Below are 19,554 nucleotides of genomic sequence, written 5' to 3'. Positions count from 1 at the left end.
GTTGTCGCCATGTCCAGCGCCGCGACCGTCGTAGGCGCCGGGCCCAACGGCCTGGCGGCTGCGATCGTGCTCGCACAGCGGGGCGTGAGGGTGACGGTCCTCGAGGCCGCTGAGACCGTCGGCGGCGGGACGCGCACCGCCGAGCTGACCCTGCCCGGGCTGCGCCACGACATCTGCTCGGCGATCCATCCGCTCGGCCTGGCCTCGCCGTTCCTGCGCGGCCTCGAGCTGGAGAAGTACGGCCTGACCTGGCGTTTTCCCGAGATCGAGCTCGCCCACCCGCTCGACTCGGGCGCGGCCGCGCTCCTGCACCGCTCGCTCGAGACGACAGCCGCGGGCCTCGGCGTCGACGGCCAGCGCTGGCAGCAGCTCTTCGGCCCGGTCGTCCGCGGGTGGGACGCGATCTCGGACCACGTCCTCGGCCCGATGGTGCGACTCCCCCGGCATCCGTTCCGCCTGGCCGGCTTCGGGATGCGCGCCGCTCCACCGGCCGCTGTGCTCGCGCGGGCCTTCCGCGAGGAGGCGGCGAAGGGCCTTTTCGCCGGGTGCGCGGCGCATGCGTTCCAGCCGCTGGAGCGCCCGGGCACGGCCGCCGTGGGCACCATGCTGGTTCTCAGCGGGCATCGCCTCGGGTGGCCGGTCGCCGAGGGCGGCTCCCACGCGATCACCCTCGCCATGGCGGAGCGTCTCGAGGAGCTGGGCGGCACCGTCGTCACCGGCACCACCGTCAGCAACCTCGCTGATCTTCCCGACGCCGATGTCACCTTGTTCGACACCAGCCCCGGCGGCTTCGCCGACATCGCCGGCGCCGCCCTCCCCCAGCGCCCGCGCCGGGCGATGCGGAGGTGGCAGCACGGCCCCGCGGCGTACAAGCTCGACCTGGCGGTCCGCGGGCCTATCCCGTGGCGTGACCCCGAGGTCGGCCGCGCGGGAACCGTCCATCTCGGCGGGACGATCGCCGAGGTGGCGGCCAGCGAGCGGGAGATCGCCGCGGGCCGGATGCCGGAGCGCCCGTTCGTGCTGCTCGGTCAGCAGTACGTCGCCGACCCATCCCGCTCAGCTGGAGATCTCAACCCGGTCTGGGCCTACGCGCAGGTCCCGCACGCCTACGAGGACGACGCCACCGACGCGGTACTCGCCCAGATCGAGCGCTTCGCCCCCGGCTTCCGCGACCGGATCGTGGCAACACATGTCACCGCACCGGCCGACTACGCGGCGTACAACCTCAACTACGTCGGGGGTGACATCTCTACCGGCGCCAATACCCTGCGCCAGCTCATCGTCCGGCCCACCCTCGCCGGCTACGACACCGGCATCCCCGGGATGTTCCTCTGCTCCGCCGCCACCCCGCCCGGTGCCGGCGTCCACGGCATGTGCGGCTACCACGCCGCCCACCGCGCCCTGCGCCACCTGGCGGCGACGGGGAAACCAGGTGCCACCGACGTACGTCCTGGCTAACGTCGCACCCATGCCGCAAGCCCGACTGCGCACCGAGCGCCTCGATCTGGTCCCACTGAGCGAAGAGCACCTGCCGTTCCTGGTCGAGCTCAACTCCGACCCGGTGGTGCTGCGCCATCTGTTCACCCGCGCGCTCACGCCTGCGGAGACCGAGGAGCGGATGCACAAGTGGATCCGAGTGGCGAAGGAGACGGAGGGGCAGGGCAAGTGGATCGGCTACGTCACCGGTGAGGCCGTCGGGCTCTACATGTTCGAGCCGCCCGACAGCCCGCCGCGCACCGATGCCGCCGAGCTCGGCTACCGGCTTCCGCAGCGCCACTGGCGCAGGGGCTACGCGAAGGAGGGCTCGCTCGAGCTGCTCCGTCACGGGTTCGAGGACCTCGGGATCGATCGGGTGATCGCGCAGACGATGGCCGTCAACGAAGCCTCACGCGCGACCATGGTGTCGGTCGGGATGAGCTTCGTACGCGCGTTCCACGAGACCTTCGAGGAACCGCTCGCCGGGCACGCCGACGGCGAGGTCGAGTACGAGATCACCCGCGAGGCCTGGTCGGTGTCCGAGCAGAGCAGATAGGACCTCACCTGTCGGCGGCGGACAGGCCGACCTTCGCTCCCGGTTCCTCGAAGTCCTCGAGGTTGCGCAGCGTGCGGATCGGGCTCCCCCAGAGAACGACCGGCCCGAGCAGGAGCACCGCTGCGGATACGAGGAGCGTGAGACGGGGACCGATCAGCTCCGCGCTCAGGCCGGCCACGAGGCTGCCGATCGGAATGACTCCCCACGACACGAACCGCACGGTCGCCATCACGCGTGAGAGCAGCTCCGGCGGGCTGGCGACCTGCCGGTAGGTCCGGGTGACCACGCTGCCCGGCACGACGCTGCCGGCGAAGAGCAGGTTCCCGGCAGCGAAGCAGACCCAGCCGACCCAGCCGCTGCCGAGCGGGATCACCGCCGCCCCGACCGCACCGAGCAGGCCCTCGAACATCAGCACCCTGGCGGAGCCGAATCGACGAACCAGCCAGGGTGTGATCGCGGCGAAGACCAGCGAGCCGATGCCTTCGGAGGCGAGCAGGATGCCAACGAGACCGGGCGGGGTGTCGAGCTCGTGGACCAGGTAGTAGGCGAACAGCGCGAGCTGAACGCCGCACACGAAGTTGACCACACAGGCCCACCATGTGGCCGGCGCCATCACCGGGTGCCGGGTCACGAACCGCCAACCCTCGGCCACCATCGATGCGATCGACTCCGAGGTGTCGCCCTGGGGCTGACGACGCTCGGGAAGCCGTTGCAGCAGGATCGCCGAGCCGAGGTACGAGAGAGCATCGACGAACAGCGCGGGGACGGCGCCAATCACCTGGACAAGCACACCGCCGAGCGACGGCCCACCCAGCTGGGTCGCGGCGTGAGTGCCGGAGATGAGGCTGTTCCGGCTGGTCAGCTGCTCTTTCGGGACCACGCTCGGCAGGAACGTCGTATTCGCGGCGAAGAAGAGAACCTCGGCGAAGTTGACCGCGAGCGCGACCACCAGCAGCTGAACCAGCGTGAGGCCGCCTGCCCACCACACCAACGGAACGCTGAGGATCGCGGCGGCGCGCGCGAGATCCGCGAGGACCTGTACGCGGCGCAACGGGAGTCGCTGCACGATCGCACCCGCGGGCAGGCCGATGAGGATCCAGGAGAGATAACCGGCCGCCGCGAGCAGCCCCATCTCGAACGCGCTCGCCCCCAGCACCGTCACCGCGGTCAGCGGCAGTGCGACGGCAGTGACCGCGGTCCCTACGCCACTCAAGGTGCCGGCGGACCAGTAAAGCCAGAATGACCGCGCCACGCGGCATACCTCTTCCATCCGAGCCCTTCCAAGTGAGTTCCAAATTGGAACTATATGCAACCATGTATGCACCGAGGCCGCCACCCGAATTGCCCGACCGATCAAGGAGACGCCGATGCGCCGCGATGACCTCACCGACGCCGACTGCGGGATCGCGCAGGCGCTCGGAATCATCGGCGACTGGCAGAGCATGCTGATCGTGCGCGAGTGCGCCGCCGGGGTGACCCGGTTCGACGGCCTGGTCCGTGAGCTCGGGCTCAGCCGTCGCGCGCTCACAGAGCGGCTCAACTCGCTCGTCGCCGACGGCGTCCTGGCCAAGCACGCCTACACCGACCGCCCGCTGCGCTACGACTACCAGCTGACCGGGCGCGGCCGCGGGCTACTGCCCGTCCTGGTCGCTCTCCAGGAGTGGGGAACGCGGTACGTCATGGGCGACGGCACCCTGACCGCGACCGCCGGACCGGACGAGGAGCGCCGTCTCGAGGACTTGCTCGGCACGACGCCGCCGGACGTCGAGATCACGTCGCACCGCGACACCCGCCTCCGCCTGACCGGCGAGGACACCTGGACCGTCGCCTTCTTCTTCCCCGGTGCCTATGCGCCGAAGAGCCACGGCTACCCCCCGGGCTGGGGCGATATCCCCGGGACCCGGGGCTGCACGCTGGAGTGCCAGACGTACGCCGAGCACTACTCCGACTTCACGACGCTCGGCGCCCGTGTGGTCGGGGTGAGCACCCAGCGCCCCGACCAGCTGGCCGCGTTCGCGGAACATGCCGACCTGCCGTACGACCTCGCCTCCGACGCCGACGGGGTTGCCGCGGGCGCCTATCGGCTGCCGGTCTTCCGTGCCGGCGGCGCTGACCGGCTCAAGAGGGTCTCGCTCCTCCTGGACCCGGCCGGCGTCGTGCGGCACGTCCAGGCCCCGATCACCGACCCGGGCGGATCAGTCGAAGACATGCTCACTGTTCTCAACGAACGAACTTCCGCCACCGACGCTACCGGCCCGAGGACGCAGCAGCCCAGGAGGTAGGCTGCGAGCACGCTCGTGGTGCAGGAACCCGGTGAGAGTCCGGGGCGGTTCCGCCACTGTGTTGTCCGTGCCGAGCACGGACACAGCCAGACACTGGCCGCGGGCTATCCGACCGATCGACGGGGCGAGAACCCCTAGGAGGAACTCGGCATGGCCGACTCTGCACGCGTACGTATCGCCCTTCTGTCCACCTCGGACACCGACCTCCTCTCGGCCCGCGCCAGCGACGCCGACTACACCTGGGCGAACCCGTCGCGGGCGAGCGACCTCGAGGCCGTCGTCGCCGAGGCCGATCTGGTCGTCTTCCGGCTCCTCGGCTCGCCGAGCGACCTGTGGGACGGGCTGAGCTCCGTCAAGGAGCGCGGCACCCCCGTGGTGGTCCTCGGCGGCGAGCAGCAGCCGAGCGCCGAGCTGATGGAGCACTCCACCGTCCCGATGGGCGTCGCCGCGGAGGCACACCGCTATCTCGCCGAGGGTGGTCCGGCGAACCTCGCCCAGCTGCACGCTTTCCTCTCCGACACGGTCCTGCTGACCGGGTTCGGGTTCGAGCCGCCGGCCATCGTCCCGGCCTGGGGGTTCGCGGAGCGCCCTGGAGCTGCCGATGGCGCGAAGCCCCGGATCGGGGTGCTCTACTACCGCGCCCACGAGACCAGCGGGAACACCGCGTTCGCGCACGCGCTGGCCGACGCCATCGACGCGACCGGCACGGCCACCGGCGTACCCGTCTTCGCGGGCTCCCTCCGCTCCGCCCCCGACGACCTCTACGAGGCGCTCGGCACCCTGGACGCGCTGATCGTGACCGTGCTCGCGGCCGGCGGCTCGGTGCCCGCCTCGGCGAGCGCCGGCGGCGAGGACGAGGCCTGGGACGTGGAGCGGATGGCGGCGCTCGACATCCCGGTGCTCCAGGGCCTGTGCCTGACCAGCTCGCGCGCGGAGTGGGAGGCCTCCGACGACGGCGTCACGCCGCTCGACTCGGCCAACCAGATCGCGATCCCCGAGTTCGACGGGCGGATCATCACCGCGCCGTTCTCGTTCAAGGAGCTCGACGAGCAGGGTCTCCCCCACTACGTCGCCGACCCCGAGCGCACGGCACGAGTGGCCAGGATCGCGGTCAACCACGCCCGCCTGCGGCACACGCCCAACCAGGACAAGCGCCTCGCCCTGGTCCTGTCGGCCTACCCGACCAAGCACGCCCGCATCGGCAACGCGGTCGGCCTCGACACCCCGGTCTCCGCAATCCGGATGCTGCGCCGGCTCCGCGAGGAGGGCTACGACCTGGGCACCGACAACGAGGTCGTACGCATCCTCGACGCTGGCTCGACTGAAGAGGGCTCCGACACCGCTGCCGGCGACGCGCTGATCCACGCGCTGATCGCCGCCGGCGGCCAGGACGAGGAGTGGCTGACCAACGCGCAGCTGACCGACGCCCACGTCCGCATCTCGAAGGCCGACTACGACGCCTGGACCGAGGATCTCCCTGCTGAGCTGCGGGAACAGATGGTCGAGACCTGGGGGCCGACGCCGGGCAACCTGTTCGTCAACGACGAGGGCGAGCTCGTCCTGGCCACGCTCCAGGCGGGCAACATCGTCATCCTGATCCAGCCGCCGCGCGGGTTCGGCGAGAACCCGGTGGCGATCTACCACGACCCGGACCTTCCCCCCAGCCACCACTATCTGGGTGCCTACCGCTGGCTGGAGAACGGCTTCCGGGCCGACGCCGTGGTCCACCTCGGCAAGCACGGCTCGATGGAATGGCTGCCCGGCAAGAACGCCGCGCTCTCGGCGTCCTGCGGCCCGGACGCGGCCATCGGCAACATGCCGCTGATCTACCCGTTCCTGGTCAACGACCCCGGCGAGGGCGCCCAGGCCAAGCGCCGTGCGCACGCCACGATCATCGACCACCTGGTGCCGCCGATGGCGCGCGCCGAGTCCTACGGCGACATCGCGCGGCTGGAAGGGCTGATGGAGGAGTACGACCGGATCTCCTCCATGGACCCGGCCAAGCTGCCCGCCATCCGTGGCGAGATCTGGCAGCTGATGAAGGCCGCCGAGCTCCACCGCGACCTCGGCATGGAGGAGCGGCCCGAGGACGACGACTTCGACGACTTCATGCTCCACATCGACGGCTGGCTCTGCGAGATCAAGGACGCCCAGATCCGCGACGGGCTGCACGTGCTCGGGGCCGCACCGGAGGGTGAGGCGCGGGTCAACCTGGTGCTCTCGATCCTGCGCGCCGCGCAGGTGTGGGGCGGCGTCGGAGGCGCCGTGCCCGGGCTGCGGGCGGCGCTCGGGCTCAAGGAGGGCGCCGACACCCGGGCCGTCGACGAGATCGAGACCCAGGCTCGCGGCCTGGTGGAGCGGATGGACGCGGCCGGCTGGGACCCGGCGGTCGCCGAGACGCTCCACGACGACCCGGCCGTGCAGCAGGTGCTCGTCTTCGCCGCCGAGCAGGTGGTGCCGCGGCTGAACGGGACGACCGACGAGCTGTCCGCCGTCCTGCACGCGCTCGACGGTGGCTTCGTCCCCGCGGGACCGTCGGGCTCGCCGCTGCGGGGGCTCGTCAACGTACTTCCCACCGGACGCAACTTCTACACCGTCGACCCGCGCGCGGTGCCCTCGCGGCTGGCGTGGCAGACCGGGCAGGCGATGGCCGACTCGCTGTTGCAGCGCTACCTGGACGAGACCGGCGACTACCCGACCTCGGTCGGCCTCTCCGTCTGGGGCACCTCCGCGATGCGTACCTCCGGCGACGACGTCGCCGAGGTGCTCGCGCTGCTCGGGGTGCGACCGGAGTGGGACGAGGCGTCTCGCCGCATCACCCACCTCGACGTCATCGCGCTCGAGGAGCTCGGGCGGCCCCGGATCGACGTGACCGTACGCATCTCCGGGTTCTTCCGCGACGCGTTCCCGCACATCGTCTCGATGCTCGACGACGCGGTCCGGATGGTGGCCGACCTCGACGAGCCGGCCGCGGACAACTTCGTCCGCGCGCACACCCTCGAGGACCTCGCCGAGCACGGCGACCAGCGCCGCGCGACGTCCCGGATCTTCGGCTCCAAGCCGGGTTCGTACGGTGCCGGGATCCTGCAGGTCATCGAGGCCGGCAACTGGCGCTCCGACCAGGACCTCGCCGAGGTCTATACGGCGTGGGGCGGCTTCGCCTACGGCCGCGACCTCGACGGCGCCCCGGCGGCCGACGACATGCGCGCCAACTACCGCCGGATCAAGGTCGCCGCCAAGAACGTCGACTCCGCCGAGCACGACATCGCCGACTCCGACGACTACTTCCAGTACCACGGCGGCATGGTCGCCACCGTCCGCGCGCTGACCGGCAGCGAGCCGAAGGCGTACGTCGGCGACTCCACCTCCCCCGACGCCATCAAGACCCGCACGCTGCAGGAGGAGACCAACCGCGTCTTCCGGGCCCGCGTGGTCAACCCGCGCTGGATCTCGGCGATGCAGCGCCACGGCTACAAGGGCGCCTTCGAGCTGGCCGCGACGGTCGACTACCTCTTCGGTTTCGACGCGACCGCCGGCGTCGTGCAGGACTGGATGTACGAGAAGCTCGCCCGCGAGTACGTCCTGGACGAGACCAACCAGGAGTTCATGCGATCCTCGAACCCGTGGGCGCTGCGCGGGATCGTGGAGCGGCTGCACGAGGCGGCCGAGCGGGGTCTGTGGGAGGAGCCCGACCCCGAGGTCGTCGCGGCCATGCAGGAGATCTATCTCGACATCGAAGGTGACCTGGAGGAGGAATGAGTTCTTCTGGCAAGCGTCGGATCAAGATCATCGGGGTCGGCCCCGGTGACCCCGACCAGGTCACCCTCGAGGCCGTGGCCGCGATGCGGTCGGTCGACTACTTCCTGGTCACCGACAAGTCGGGGACGGTCAAGCAGGGCATGCCCGACCCGCTGGTGCGGGCCCGCGAGGAGCTGCTCGACCGCCATCTGGCCGCTCCCGCGCGGGTGGTGAAGGTCGCCGACGCGCCCCGCGAGCGGCGTGAGGAGTTCACCGGGACCGACGCGGAGTATCGGGCCGCGGTGGCTGCCTGGCACCGGGCCCGGGTCGAGAAGTATCTCGCCGTGCTCGCCGAGAACCCCGGCGACGTCGGCTTCCTGGTCTGGGGTGACCCGGCCTTCTACGACTCCACGATCCGGGTCGTCGACCAGATCACCGCGCAGCTCGACGTCGAGGTCGACGTCATCCCCGGGATCTCCTCGGTGCAGCTGCTCGCCGCGCGCCACCGCCTCGTGCTCCACGACGTCGGGCGCCCGCTCTACGTCACCACCGGCCGCGCGGTGCTCGATGCCGTCGAGGCCGGGCACGACAACCTCGTGGTGATGCTCAACCGGGTCGTCGACCTCCCCGGGCTCGAGGACTGGCGGATCTGGTGGGGCGGAAACCTCGGCACCCGTGAGGAAGAGCTGGTCGCGGGGGTGGTCGGCGAGGTCCTCCCGGCGATCGAGTCGGCTCGGGCACGGTTGCGCGAGTCGTCGGGCTGGGTGATGGACATCTACCTCCTGCGGGCACCGAAAGCATGAGTGGGCTGCTGGTCGCCGGCACCACCTCGGATGCTGGCAAGTCGGTCGTGACGACCGGGCTGTGCCGGGCGTTCGCCCGCCGCGGCGTCAAGGTGGCGCCCTACAAGGCGCAGAACATGTCCAACAACTCGATGGTCTGCGCCGGACCGGAGGGCGCGATGGCCGAGATCGGCCGAGCCCAGTGGGTGCAGGCCCGCGCCGCGAAGGTCACCCCGGAGCCGGCGATGAACCCGGTGCTGCTCAAGCCCGGCTCCGACCGCCGCAGCCACGTCGTGCTGATGGGGCATCCCGCGGGCGAGGTGTCCTCGCACGACTGGGAGGCGGGGCGCCGGCATCTGGCGACCGCGGCCCATGCCGCGTACGACGATCTCGCCTCTCGCTTCGACGTGATCGTCGCGGAGGGAGCGGGCAGCCCGGCCGAGATCAACCTGCGGGCCGGGGACTACGTCAACATGGGGCTCGCGCGGCACGCCGGGCTGCCGACGGTGGTCGTGGGCGACATCGACCGGGGCGGGGTGTTCGCGGCGATGTACGGCACCCTGGCCCTCCTCGAGCCCGAGGACCAGGCTCTGATCAGCGGTTTTGTGATCAACAAGTTCCGCGGTGATCTCGGGTTGTTGAAGCCCGGGCTCGAGTCGCTGGAGTCGCTCACCGAGCGTCCCGTCTTCGGCGTACTGCCCTGGGAGCCGTCGCTGTGGCTCGACTCCGAGGACGCGCTCGACCTCGACGGGCGGCGTGCGGAAGCCGGTGCCACCCGCAAGGTAGCGGTCGTACGCCTCCCCCGGATCTCCAACTTCACCGACGTCGACGCGCTCGGCCTGGAACCGGACCTCGATGTCGTCTTCGCCTCCTCGCCGGCCGACGTCGCCGATGCCGACCTGGTCGTCCTGCCCGGGACCCGGTCCACGATCAGCGACCTGGCCTGGCTCCGCTCGCGTGGCCTCGACGTCGCGATCGTCGAGCACGTACGCCGCGGACGCCCGCTCCTCGGGATCTGCGGTGGCTTCCAGATGCTCGGCGGGGTGATCGCCGATCCTTCCGGCGTCGAGGGCGCGGTAGCGGAGGTCGAGGGGCTGGGCCTGCTCGACGTACGCACCGACTTCACCCCCGCCAAGAACCTCCGCCTGCCCACCGGGTCCGCGCTCGGGGTCGAGGCGAGCGGCTACGAGATCCACCACGGCCGGATCACCCGGGGCGACGGCGTTGAGGCGTTCCTGGGCGGAGCCCGGGCCGGCAACGTCTTCGGCACGATGTGGCACGGCAGCCTGGAGGGCGACGCCCTGCGCGGCGCCTTCCTCGAGGCGACGCTCGACCGGGCCCCGTCCGAGGTCTCCTTCCCGGCTGCCCGCGAGCGCCGTCTCGACCTGATCGGTGACCTCGTGGAGGAGCACCTCGACGTCGACGCCCTGCTCGACCTCGCTCGGGGGACCGCTGGTCGAGCCGCGAGCGCCAGCGAGCGTGTCGAGACCAACACAGTGCCATCGAGCGCGACAGCGGACCGTGTTGGTCTCGACACGCCTCCGCCTAGCGGCTCCGGCGGCTCGACCAGCGGGGTGGACGACGGGTCGACCAGCGGGGGGATCCGGTGAGGCTTCTGATCCTGGGCGGGACTGGGGAGGCGCGGGATCTGGCGGCGCGGCTGGTCGAGGCGGGGGTGGATGTCACGTCCTCGCTGGCCGGGCGGGTGGCGCGGCCGCGGCTGCCTGTGGGGAAGGTCCGGATCGGGGGGTTCGGCGGGGTCGAGGGCCTGAGGGGGGCTCTCGACCAGTTCGATGCCGTGGTCGACGCGACGCATCCGTTCGCGCGCGGGATCTCGGCCAACGCGGCGGCGGCCTGCGCACAGACCGGACACCCCCTGCTCAGGCTGGAGCGGCCGGGCTGGCCGGCGGACCCGTCCTGGGTCTATGTCGACACCCACGACCAGGCCGCCGAGCTCGCCGCTGAACTGGGGGAACGTCCGTTCATCACGGTCGGTCGCCAGGAGCTCGCCCGGTTCGTCCCGGCCCTGGCCGGGCACGCGGCGCTCGCCCGCGTCGTCGACCGGCCGGAGCTCGAGCTGCCCGAGGCATGGACGCTGCTGACCAGCCGCGGACCGTACGACCTCGACGGCGAGCTGGCGCTGATGCAAGAGCACGGGACCGACGTGCTCATCACCAAGGACTCCGGCGGCACCTACACGTGGCCGAAGATGGAGGCCGCTGCCGAGCTGGGGCTCGCGGTGGTCGTGGTGCGGCGCCCCGGTGGGCCCGGGGAGGTCACGACGGTCAACGACGTCGACGACGCGGTGTCCTGGGTGCTGCGGTCGGCGGGCGCTATGACTGAGGATCCGACCTCGTGAACGACTTCACAAGGTCGGATCCTGACTCACAGGCAAGAATCCTCGTCGGTATGTCCGTGACCGACGTCGACCGACGCGATGACCTGCGCACTTGGGCCGACGAGCACGCCGCCGACCTCGCCTTCCTGCAGATGGGCGACCCGTCGCTCTCCCGCGAGCTGACCCGACTCGCCGATGAGGGCGCCACCACGATCACCCTGGCCGGCGTCAGCCTCGGCCCGCTCGCCCCCGGCCACTCCTGGCTGCGCCGGATCGCCGCGCACTGGTGGCGTGAACGCTCCGGAGACCGCCCCGAGATCCAGGTCGTGACCCGCCTGGCCACCACCCGCGACGACCTCACGTTCCATGACCCCCGGCCGATCACCGGCACCGAGCCCGGACTCACCTCTCCCGCGTGGGAGCGGGTCCCCGACCACGTACGCCAGGTCCTGATCTGCCGCGGCCCGCGGTGCACCGCGAAGGGCTCGGAGGAGACCGCCAGGGCCGTGATCCTGGGCGCGATGGAGGCCGGTCTCGGCGACGACGACCTGCTGATCACCCACACCGGCTGCCAGTTCCCGTGCAACCAGGCGCCGGTGCTCAGCGTCCAGCCCGACGATGTCTGGTACGGCAACGTGGAAGCGGCCGCCGCCCGGGTGATCGTGCGTGATCACCTGGCCGACGGCCGCCCGGTGGAGGCCTACCGCCTCCCCCGCTAGCCCGATCAGGTCACAGGCTCGCGGCCAGTGCCTTCCGCTCCGCGACAGCGCGCTCTGCCGCGTACAGACGAATGACCAGTCCGGTCAGCGCCACTCCGAGCACGCCCCACATCGTGGCGAGCGTGATCAGTGAGGCCCGACGGAAGAACCACAACGTGTCGGCCGGGAAGTCCCCGACCTCGTTGACCGTCGTGAAGAGCTCCCCGGCGACGACCATGACGACCAGATAGGCCGCGATCGCGCCGACCACGGCGGCATAGGTGCCGAGCCGCCCGCGCAGCCGCACGGCGGCGTACGTCACGACCACCGCCGCCACGACCGAGAGCGCCTGGAAGGCGAAGTAGACCGCGGTGCGGACCCCGATGGTGTCTCCGCTGCCGACCGCCGGTGGGGTCGCCGGGTACTTGAGGAAGGGCACCAGGGCGACGGCGACGAACCCGATCAGGGTGACGAGCGCCGTCGACTGTCCCGGCGTGAGCCGTCCGAGACGACCCATCGTGCCTGCGGCGACCAGCCCGAGGATGCCCCCGAGCGCGACGCCGACGGCCAGGGTGCCGGTCAGCAGCCCCCAGGTGCTCTGGTTGGTGCGGGAGACCTCAGCGGCCTCCTCACCGCCCTCGGCCTCCTCGGTCGCATGCGAGTGCGAGTGACCGTCGGCGCCGGCTTCTTCCAACGCGATGGCAGCGCCGACCTGCGGCTCACCGACGGAGTACGCCACCAGGAAGGTGGCGACTCCGGCGAGGAGTCCAGCTAGCAGGCCGCGTACGAGAAATGCACGCGCGCTCATCAGTGGCAGGGGTAACCGAGCAGGTGACGACCGTCATGGACCCACTCGTGGATGAGCGTGCCGGACGGGATCGAGACCGCGCCCTGGTCGGCGCTGATGAAGAAGATCACCAGGAGACCGAGCAGACCGAAGAAGAGCGCCCAGGGGGCGAGCTCACGGAGTGGGATGGTGGGCAGGGCGGCGCCGGCGACGGGCGCCACAGCGTGCTGCGACATATGTCCTCCTCAGGGATGATGCGTCCCTGTTCGTTGGGGTTGGACGGACATTCGGGTCTGACTCCACCGCCGCGAGGCGGTGTCACAGTAGCGCGACTGTGCCGGAGTTCCACCGGCTTCCTCATGTCCGTTTGGGGGATCATAGCCGAGATCCGACCTCGGCAGACAGGTGCTCCGACCACTGTCCGGGACAGACTCAGCGGAGCCATTCGTTGCCGGTCAGACTGCTGAGAGCGGTGATGTCCAGGCGGGGCTCGATCCCGGACTCGGGCGCGAGCCCGAAGTGCTCGAGCGAGCGGCGGACCCACTCGGCGGCGTCGATGTTGATCGGACCGGAGACCCACATCGCGTACGGCAGGTTCACGAACCGCTGCTCCTTGACCGCGGTCAGGTCGCGCGAGGCCGGGTGGGCCTGGAGGACCTTGACCTTCTCCTCGTAGGACTGGCCGGGGTAGTCCACGAAGTAGATGACGTCGGGGTCGGCGGCGGCGAGACGCTCCCAGCCGACCTCGGTCCAGGTGTCCTCCACGTCAGCGGTCGCGTTGGTCACCCCGGCGGTGTCGAAGATGGCCTGCGGAGCGCCGAAGGAGCCGGAGGTGAAGATCGCGTCGGTGCCGGAGTCGAAGAGGAACGCGGTCGGCGCCTTCTCCGGCTTGGGCGCGCTCTCCAGGGCCTCGCGGCGCTCGTCGATGTCGGCCGCGACCTTTGTCGCCTCCGCGCCGTGGCCGGTCAGCTCACCGATGTTGAGCAGGTCGGTACGCAGCGCCGTCCAGGCCTCCATCGTGCCGCGGTCGCCGTCCTCCTGCCGGCAGGACTCACTGAGCAGGTAGGTCTCGATGCCGTGCTCCTCGACGGTCTCCGGGATCAGGTTGCGCGACTCGCTGAACCCGTAGTTCCAGCCGGCGAACATCATCTGCGGCTTGAGAGCGAGGACGGTCTCGAGGGTCGGGTAGTCGTCGCCGACGACCTCGAGCTCCTCGACCCGGTCCTTCGGGTAGGCGAGCTCGAGCAGCTCCTGGTCCCGGGCGATGCCGGTGACCGCGACGAGCTCGTCGCGAGCGCCGACGGCCAGCGCGATGGAGATGATCCCGCCGTCGTAGGCGTAGAGCTCGGTGACCGGCGCGTCGACGGTCACCTTCTCGCCACAGTTCTCGACGGTGATCGCGCCCTGCCCGGCGGCGCCGGCGGCGGTCTCCTCCGTCCCGCAGGCGGTGAGGATCGTCGAGCCGAGCGCGAGCACGGCGAGGCAGGCGAGGCCGCCGCGACGTACGGGGATGGTCGGGAGAGAGATCATGCCGAGTGGTCCTTCCGGGGGTGGATGAGGAGATGTGCCTGATCGAGGTGCGGGTGGGGCACCTGGACGGAGCCGACGCCGAAGTGGAGATCGACGCTGATCGCGTCGAGCACCTCGGCAGGCGGGCCGTGGGCGACGACGGTCGCCGGCCCCGCGTCCGGGTCGCTGCCCGGGGGCCGACCCAGAACCGCCAGCTGATCGAAGGAACGGAGCGCCAGGTCGAGGTCGTGGATCGTCGCGACCAGGGTCTCGGCCCGGCCGGCGACGGTCTGCAGCAGCCGCAGCTGCCAGGCGACGTCGAGATGGTTCGTGGGCTCGTCCAGGAGCATCACCGGGCTCTCCTGGGCGAGGCCGCGAGCGAGCACCGCCCGGCGCCGCTCGCCGCCGGAGAGGCGGTCACAGGGGTCGTCGATACGGTCGGCCAGGCCGACGGCATCGAGCGCCGCCCGGACGATCTCGCGCTCCTGACGACCACCTCGCGACCACGGCCGGGTGCGCGGCACCCGGCCCAGCGCGACCATCTCACCGACGAGCAGCTCGGCGGAGGCGACCTCCTCCTGGGGGACGTACGCCAGCCGGCGGGCGCGCTCGCGCGAGCCGATCCGGGAGGTCTCCTGGAGCCGACCGGAGTCGTCGGCGAGCTGGGCCTGCCCCGTGCTCGGGCGCAGTACGCCGGCGAGGATGCGCAGCAGCGTCGACTTCCCCACCCCGTTCACGCCCACGATCCCGAGGCTGGTCCCTGCAGGTACGTCGAGGTCGATGTCACGCAGCACCTCACGCTCGCCCAGACGGGCCCCGACCCCGCGCAGCCGCAGCACCGGACCGGCGCCGTGCCCGCTCATCGCTCACCGCCGAACCGGTAGCGGCTCCGGCCCATCAGCAGCAGGAAGAGCGGCGCACCGACGACGCCGGTGACCACCCCCAGCGGGATCTCCTGCGGTCGGGCCACCATCCGCGCGAGCACGTCGACCCACAGCAGGAAGAGCCCGCCACCCAGCGCCGCGACCGGGAGCACCACCCGGTGCCGAGCCCCGACGAGCAGCCTGGCGGCGTGCGGCACGATCAGGCCGACGAACCCGATCCCGCCGCTCACCGCGACCAGCACGCCGACCAGCACGGAGAGGCCGACGAACAGGGCACCGCGCAGCGCCGCGACGTTCACACCGAGCGCGGCCGCGGTCTCCGGCCCGGCGGCGAGCGCGTCCAGCCACCGGTGCAACGCCAGCATCCCGGCGGCGAGCACGAGGCCGACGACCGCGGGCACCCACAGCTTCTCCCAGCTGGCGCCGCCGACGCTGCCGAGCATCCAGAACATCACCGAGTTCGCGGCCCGCGGGTCGTCGCTGGCGAAGACCAGGAAGGAGGCGATCGCGGAGAGCCCCGAGGAGAGCACCACCCCGGAGAGCACCAGCCGGATCGGGGTCAGTCCGCCCTGCGCGGTCGCCACCAGCCAGACCAGCAGCGCTGCCCCGATCGCCCCGAGCAGGGCACCGGTCGAGACCGCGTAGATCCCGAAGCCGACCAGGGCGCCGGTGGTGATCGCAGCCGTCGCCCCGACTGCTGCGCCGGAGCTGATGCCGAGCAGGAACGGGTCGGCCAGCGGGTTGCGCACCAGGGTCTGCATGCCGGCGCCGGCGACGGCCAGCCCGGCGCCCACGACGAGCGCCATCAGCGCGCGGGGCAGCCGCAGCTCCCACACGATCACGTCCCATCTCCCGGGAGCCTCCCCCTCGAGCCGGTCGGTCACCGTCGCAACCACATCGGCGAGCGGGATGTGCTCGGACCCGAACGCCAGGGACGCCACCACGCTCAGCGCCGAGGCGAGCAGCAACCCGGCCACCAGCGGTAGGAACGGGACGCGTCGTCTCCCGGCGCGATCGCGGGCGCGAGCACGGACACGGTCTTCCACGGCGGTCGGCCTCTCAAGTCCTCTGGACCCTGGTCGCGAGGGCCGTGACGTACATCTGAGCCGACAGGTTTTCGGACTCGGGTTCACCCGGCGAGGCCGCCTTCCCAGGGACTTCTCCCCAGTGGCTTGCTGGTCTCGCCGTCGCCCTCACCGCTGCGCGCCAGTCCCGGATTCTCACCGGAGTTCCCTGGCATCCATCCGGATGCGTTCGACTCGGCGCAGAGGCTAGCACGGGTCGTCGAACCGGTGCCGGGGATGTTTCCGACGACACGGCGAAGCACAAGATCTAGGAAGTTGCATTGGTGTAATTCCCGCATATAGTGGTCCTCGCAGCTGGTTCTCCTTCCTCGGCGACGGGGAGGGAGAGGCAAGAGGGAACCCGGTGTGAGTCCGGGACTGCCCCGCAGCGGTGAGTGGGAACGACCGCCTTCACGAAGCACTGGGAGCAAGCCATGCCCCTGGGAAGCGACGGCCACTAGGACCGAGCACGAAGCCCACGAGTCCGAAGACCTGCCAGTGCCCACCTCATGGTGGGGTCCGCGACCTCGAGGGAAGGTCAGGGGATCAAGCGCGTACGACGCTGTCCTCTCCTGCCCCCGGAACGGATGCACGAGACATCCGGAGCGGGCCGTGGGTCCCGCGGACCAAGGGGGCATGAGAGAAGATGATCGACACCGAGGGTCTACCGATCCGCACGGAGAAGTCGGCGTACGTCTTCGACTATCCGATGGCCGAGGACCTGGCCAAGAAGCAGCGGAGCATCTTCTGGACGGCCGAGGAGATCCCGGTCGAGAACGACAAGCAGGACTTCCTGGTCAACATGACCGACGCCGAGCAGGCCGCGGTCAAGACGACGCTGAAGCTGTTCACCATCTACGAGCTGATCCTGGGCGGCGAGGTGTGGGGCGACCGGCTCTTCCACTCCTTCCCGCGGCCCGAGGTCCAGATGATGACGAACGCCTTCTCGTTCGCCGAGCTGAACATGCACGCGCCGTTCTACGCGAAGCTCAACAAGACCCTGATGATCGACACCGAGGAGTTCTACGACTCCTACAAGAACGACCCGGTGCTGGCCGAGCGGATCGCCTTCGTGTGGGAGGCCATCGCCGACGAGGACCTGCTCTACGCGCTGAGCGTCTTCACGCTGATGGAGAATTGCGTCCTCTACTCCAACTTCGCCTTCCTCAAGCACTTCCAGTCCGGCGGGAAGAACCTGCTGCAGAACGTGATCAGCGGCATCAACTTCTCCGCCCGCGACGAGAACCTGCACGCCACCGGCGGCGCCTGGCTGTTCAACACGGTGTTGGAGGAGTACGCCGCCACCGTGCCGGCCGACAAGTTCGAGGCCGAGCGCTCCGACCTGTTCGAGCGCGTCCGCGGCGTCGCCGAGCACCTCTACGCCCACGAGGCCCGGATCGTGGAGATGCTCTTCGCCCACGGGCCCATCACCGGCATCGACCAGGCCGACCTGGAGGCCTTCGTGAAGTCCCGGGTCGACATGACGCTGGAGAACATGCGGATGGAGCCGCTGTTCGGGGTCGAGGACAACCCGATCGCCGAGTGGTTCTACAGCGGCATCAACGGCACCCAGTTCCACGACTTCTTCCAGGTCACCGGCAACGAATACAACCGCAACATCGGCGAGACGGAGTTCAGCTTCTAATGACGAACAGTCTGATGGGCAGCAACAGCAGCTGGGAGACCCTCTCCGCCGAGCGCAAGGCGCTGCAGGCCGAGGGCGTCGTGCCCGCCTTCATGACCACCGCGGGCTACGCGATGTTCAAGGCGAAGTACACCGTGGAGGGCCAGAGCGTCCGCGAACGCTACGAGACCATCGCCGCCACCGCCGGCGAGCTGGCCGACGAGATGTACGCCCGCGAGGACGGCACCTCGTGGACCGAGAAGTTCTTCGAGGCGATCTGGAACGGCTGGCTCTCGCCGTCGACGCCGGTGCTCTCCAACCTCGGCACCGACCGGGGTCTGCCGGTCTCGTGCGAGGGCTCCTACGTGGAGGACTCGGTGTGGGGCTTCTACGAGACCCTCAAGGAGGCCGCGATCCTCTCCCAGAACGGGTTCGGCACCTCGGCGTACCTCGGCGACGTCCGGCCCCGCGGCGCGAAGTTCTCCGACAACGGCAAGGCCAACGGCGTGGTCCCGGTCTTCTGCAACTTCGTGGAGATGACCAACCAGATCAGCCAGGGCGCCACCCGCCGCGGCTCCTGGGCGGGCTACCTGCCGGTGGACCACCCGGACTTCTTCGAGCTCGCCGATCTGATCTTCCGCGAGCCGGCCAACAAGAACGTCGGCTGGATCTTCAGCCAGGCGTTCATCGACCGGATGCTGGCCGGCGACAAGGACGCGCTCGAGCGCTACCAGCGGGTGCTGAAGATCCGGGTGGTGCTCGGCAAGGGCTACATCTGGAAGGTCGACACCGTCAACGCGGCCCAGACCGAGTCGTACCAGGCCAACGGGCTGGAGAACAAGGCCTCCAACCTGTGCTCGGAGATCACCCTGTTCAGCGACGAGGACCACTCCTACACCTGCGTGCTCTCCTCGCTGAACCTGTCGACCTACGACGAGTGGAAGGACCAGGACACCGCGTACGTCGCGACCGTCTTCCTCGATTCGGTCGCCGAGGCGTTCCTGCGCAAGGCCCGCACCATCCGCGGCCTGGAGCGCGCGGTGCGCTACACCGAGAAGGCCCGCAGCCTGGGCCTGGGCGTGATGGGCTACCACGACTACCTGCAGAAGCAGCGGGTGCCGTTCGAGTCCGACAAGGCCGCGGCGCTCAACACCGACATCTTCGAGCACATCTCCGCAGCCGCCGACGCTGCGTCGCGGTGGATGGGCTCGATCGCGGGCATCCCCGAGTGGTGCGTCGGACGGCGCAACTCCCACCTGATGGCGATCGCGCCGACGATGAGCACCGCGGTGATCGTCGGCGGCACCAGCCAGGGCATCGAGCCGTACGTCGCCAACGTCTGGAACCAGACCACCTCGGCCGGTGAGATGCCGCGGGCCAACCAGAACCTCGTGGAGGTGATGAAGGAGCGTGGCGTCTACGACCAGGCGCACATCTCCGACATCATCGACAACGGTGGGTCCGTGGCTCATGTGGACTGGCTCGACGACCACGAGAAGGACGTCTTCAAGACCGGCTACGAGATCGACCAGGAGGTCCTGCTCGCCCGGGCCTCGGACCGACAGGTCTACATCGACCAGGCGCAGTCGCTCAACCTGTTCTTCCAGGCCGACGCGACGCCTCAGTACATCAGCAAGATCCACAAGCTCGCGCTGCTCGACCCGAACATCAAGAGCCTCTACTACCTGCGCTCGCGGGCCGGCATCCAGGCCAGCAAGCAGTCCCGCTGAACCCGATTTCTCGACGAGAGGTACGACCATGAACGAGAACCCGACCACCGACGCCATCGACGACCTGACCTGGGACGACTGGACCG

Annotated in this window: 16 protein-coding genes and 4 riboswitches; of the genes, 10 read left to right on the top strand and 6 right to left on the bottom strand. The window is 70.3% G+C overall.

What is annotated here, in order from left to right; all coding sequences use genetic code 11:
- The first annotated feature begins 9 nt into the window (after window positions 1-9).
- Window positions 10-1,458: a phytoene desaturase family protein gene (locus ACIRON_RS09915; RefSeq protein WP_402992160.1), complete on the top strand. Its 1,449-nt coding sequence runs from the start codon at window positions 10-12 to the stop codon at window positions 1,456-1,458.
- Window positions 1,459-1,468: 10 nt separating this feature from the next.
- Window positions 1,469-2,032 carry a GNAT family N-acetyltransferase gene (locus tag ACIRON_RS09910; protein WP_402992159.1) on the top strand — a complete coding sequence of 188 codons (564 nt, stop codon included), beginning with the start codon at window positions 1,469-1,471 and terminating at the stop codon, window positions 2,030-2,032.
- A 4-nt stretch (window positions 2,033-2,036) separates the two neighbouring features.
- On the opposite strand, the gene ACIRON_RS09905 is transcribed toward ACIRON_RS09910, so the two are convergent.
- Window positions 2,037-3,284: an MFS transporter gene (locus ACIRON_RS09905; RefSeq protein WP_402992158.1), complete on the bottom strand. Its 1,248-nt coding sequence runs from the start codon at window positions 3,282-3,284 to the stop codon at window positions 2,037-2,039.
- A 115-nt stretch (window positions 3,285-3,399) separates the two neighbouring features.
- On the opposite strand from ACIRON_RS09905, the gene ACIRON_RS09900 reads away from it, so the two are divergent.
- From ACIRON_RS09900 to ACIRON_RS09875, 6 genes are all read left to right on the top strand, one after another.
- Entirely contained in the window at window positions 3,400-4,314 is a 915-nt protein-coding gene (locus ACIRON_RS09900; protein WP_402992157.1) for a winged helix-turn-helix transcriptional regulator, read from the top strand.
- A riboswitch (cobalamin riboswitch) is annotated at window positions 4,314-4,431 on the top strand. (Overlaps the previous gene by 1 nt.)
- 33 nt (window positions 4,432-4,464) lie before the next feature.
- Entirely contained in the window at window positions 4,465-8,073 is a 3,609-nt protein-coding gene (cobN, locus tag ACIRON_RS09895) for a cobaltochelatase subunit CobN (RefSeq protein ID WP_402992156.1), read from the top strand.
- Complete coding sequence (gene cobF, locus ACIRON_RS09890) at window positions 8,070-8,855, top strand: precorrin-6A synthase (deacetylating) (RefSeq protein ID WP_402992155.1); 786 nt, start codon at window positions 8,070-8,072, stop codon at window positions 8,853-8,855. The genes cobN and cobF overlap by 4 nt, the downstream gene beginning before the upstream one ends.
- Window positions 8,852-10,444: a cobyric acid synthase gene (locus tag ACIRON_RS09885; RefSeq protein ID WP_402992154.1), complete on the top strand. Its 1,593-nt coding sequence runs from the start codon at window positions 8,852-8,854 to the stop codon at window positions 10,442-10,444. Before cobF ends, ACIRON_RS09885 begins: the two co-directional genes overlap by 4 nt.
- Window positions 10,441-11,193: a cobalt-precorrin-6A reductase gene (locus ACIRON_RS09880; RefSeq protein ID WP_402992153.1), complete on the top strand. Its 753-nt coding sequence runs from the start codon at window positions 10,441-10,443 to the stop codon at window positions 11,191-11,193. The genes ACIRON_RS09885 and ACIRON_RS09880 overlap by 4 nt, the downstream gene beginning before the upstream one ends.
- 50 nt (window positions 11,194-11,243) lie before the next feature.
- Window positions 11,244-11,891, top strand: a complete 648-nt coding sequence (locus ACIRON_RS09875) for a (2Fe-2S) ferredoxin domain-containing protein (protein WP_402992152.1) — start codon at window positions 11,244-11,246, stop codon at window positions 11,889-11,891.
- A gap of 10 nt (window positions 11,892-11,901) precedes the next feature.
- Here the strand turns inward: ACIRON_RS09875 and ACIRON_RS09870 are convergent, their stop codons facing one another.
- The 5 genes from ACIRON_RS09870 to ACIRON_RS09850 form a co-directional block, all read right to left on the bottom strand.
- Window positions 11,902-12,678 (bottom strand): CbtA family protein, encoded by a 777-nt coding sequence (locus ACIRON_RS09870; RefSeq protein ID WP_402992151.1) that lies wholly within the window; start codon window positions 12,676-12,678, stop codon window positions 11,902-11,904.
- The gene (locus ACIRON_RS09865; RefSeq protein WP_402992150.1) at window positions 12,678-12,893 is read right to left on the bottom strand and encodes a CbtB-domain containing protein; all 216 of its coding nucleotides are present in this window, start codon (window positions 12,891-12,893) and stop codon (window positions 12,678-12,680) included. The genes ACIRON_RS09870 and ACIRON_RS09865 overlap by 1 nt, the downstream gene beginning before the upstream one ends.
- Before the next feature lie 55 nt (window positions 12,894-12,948).
- Window positions 12,949-13,014: riboswitch (cobalamin riboswitch) on the bottom strand.
- A 75-nt stretch (window positions 13,015-13,089) separates the two neighbouring features.
- Window positions 13,090-14,187 carry an ABC transporter substrate-binding protein gene (locus tag ACIRON_RS09860; protein ID WP_402992149.1) on the bottom strand — a complete coding sequence of 366 codons (1,098 nt, stop codon included), beginning with the start codon at window positions 14,185-14,187 and terminating at the stop codon, window positions 13,090-13,092.
- A complete protein-coding gene (locus ACIRON_RS09855) occupies window positions 14,184-15,029 on the bottom strand; it encodes an ABC transporter ATP-binding protein (protein WP_402992148.1) in 846 nt (281 codons plus the stop codon). The genes ACIRON_RS09860 and ACIRON_RS09855 overlap by 4 nt, the downstream gene beginning before the upstream one ends.
- Window positions 15,026-16,030 (bottom strand): FecCD family ABC transporter permease, encoded by a 1,005-nt coding sequence (locus ACIRON_RS09850; protein WP_402992191.1) that lies wholly within the window; start codon window positions 16,028-16,030, stop codon window positions 15,026-15,028. The genes ACIRON_RS09855 and ACIRON_RS09850 overlap by 4 nt, the downstream gene beginning before the upstream one ends.
- Window positions 16,031-16,140: 110 nt before the next feature.
- Window positions 16,141-16,324, bottom strand: a riboswitch (cobalamin riboswitch).
- 89 nt (window positions 16,325-16,413) lie between these two features.
- Window positions 16,414-16,629: riboswitch (cobalamin riboswitch) on the top strand.
- 131 nt (window positions 16,630-16,760) lie between these two features.
- Here ACIRON_RS09850 and ACIRON_RS09845 point away from each other — a divergent pair.
- Window positions 16,761-17,759, top strand: a complete 999-nt coding sequence (locus ACIRON_RS09845; RefSeq protein ID WP_402992147.1) for a ribonucleotide-diphosphate reductase subunit beta — start codon at window positions 16,761-16,763, stop codon at window positions 17,757-17,759.
- Window positions 17,760-17,773: 14 nt separating this feature from the next.
- Entirely contained in the window at window positions 17,774-19,468 is a 1,695-nt protein-coding gene (locus tag ACIRON_RS09840; RefSeq protein ID WP_402992146.1) for a ribonucleotide reductase N-terminal alpha domain-containing protein, read from the top strand.
- Window positions 19,469-19,554 lie beyond the last annotated feature (86 nt).

Source organism: Nocardioides sp. NPDC101246, from assembly GCF_044767415.1.
Classification (GTDB): domain Bacteria; phylum Actinomycetota; class Actinomycetes; order Propionibacteriales; family Nocardioidaceae; genus Nocardioides.
Note: the sequence above shows the minus strand (reverse complement) of the source record. Positions and strands in the feature narration are given on the sequence as shown.